The following is a 1,000-nucleotide window of genomic DNA, read 5'->3' as shown; positions in this document are numbered from 1 at the left end:
TTCAAGGTGCGGGCTGGAGCAGGAGGCCAGCCGGCATGACGCGACCTCTTTCCCTGGACCTGCGTTCGCGGCTCATTGCCGCCGTGGAGGGCGGGCAGTCCCGCCGGGCGGCGGCCAAGCGGTTCGGTGTCGCGCCCTCCACCGCCATCAAGTGGCTGGCGCGCTGGCGTGAGGAAGGCAATGCCCGGCCCCGGCCGATGGGTGGCGACCGCCACTCCCATCGGCTGGAGGCACATGCGGCAGAAATCCTGGCGCTGATCGAGGCAAAGCCCGATACCACGCTGGCCGAGATGGCAGCACATCTGGAGCGGGCGCATGGGGTGCGGGCCGCCCTGAGCAGCGTCTGGCGCCTGCTGGACCGCCACGGCATGAGCGTCAAAAAAAACCGCGCACGCCGCCGAGCAGCAGCGGCCTGACGTGCTCAAACGTCGGCGGGCCTGGTTCGAGTTGCAGCCCGATCTGGTCCCCGAGCGCCTGGTGTTCATCGACGAGACCGGCGCATCGACCAAGATGGCCCGCCTCTTCGGCCGGGCACGGCGCGGCGAGCGGTGCCGGGCGGCGGTGCCGCACGGACACTGGAAGACCACGACGTTTGTCGGCGCGCTCAGGCTCTGCGGCATGACGGCGCCCATGGTCCTGGACGGCGCCATGAACGGCCCGGCCTTCCTGGCCTATGTGGAGCAGGTGCTGGCGCCGACGCTGGCGCGGGGCGACGTGGTGGTGATGGACAATCTGCCGGCCCACAAGCTGGCCGGCGTGCGCGACATCATCGAGCGGACCGGGGCGGAACTGCGCTACCTGCCGCCCTACAGCCCCGACTTCAACCCCATCGAGATGGCCTTCTCCAAGCTCAAAAGCCTGCTGAAAAGGGCGGCAGCCAGAACCAAGGAGGACCTTTGGCAGGCCATCGCCACCAGCATCGATGCCTTCACCCCAACTGAATGCCAAAACTACTTTGCCGCTGCGGGATATGACCTCGATTGAAAGGAAAACGCTCTAG

The 1,000-nt window shown here is 67.8% G+C and carries 1 protein-coding gene; it reads left to right on the top strand.

What is annotated here, in order from left to right; translation table 11 throughout:
- Positions 1-35: 35 nt before the first annotated feature.
- Positions 36-984, top strand: a protein-coding gene (locus tag DK368_RS21185; protein ID WP_240002602.1) for an IS630 family transposase whose coding sequence is annotated in 2 segments (ribosomal slippage) — positions 36-376 and positions 375-984 — 951 coding nt in all. Because the reading frame shifts where the segments join, the coding sequence is not laid out codon by codon here.
- Positions 985-1,000 lie beyond the last annotated feature (16 nt).

Source organism: Oleisolibacter albus (assembly GCF_003336875.1).
Lineage (GTDB): Bacteria > Pseudomonadota > Alphaproteobacteria > Azospirillales > Azospirillaceae > Niveispirillum > Niveispirillum album.
The sequence above is the reverse complement of the archived record's forward strand: the minus strand, read 5'-3'. Positions and strand labels throughout refer to the sequence as shown.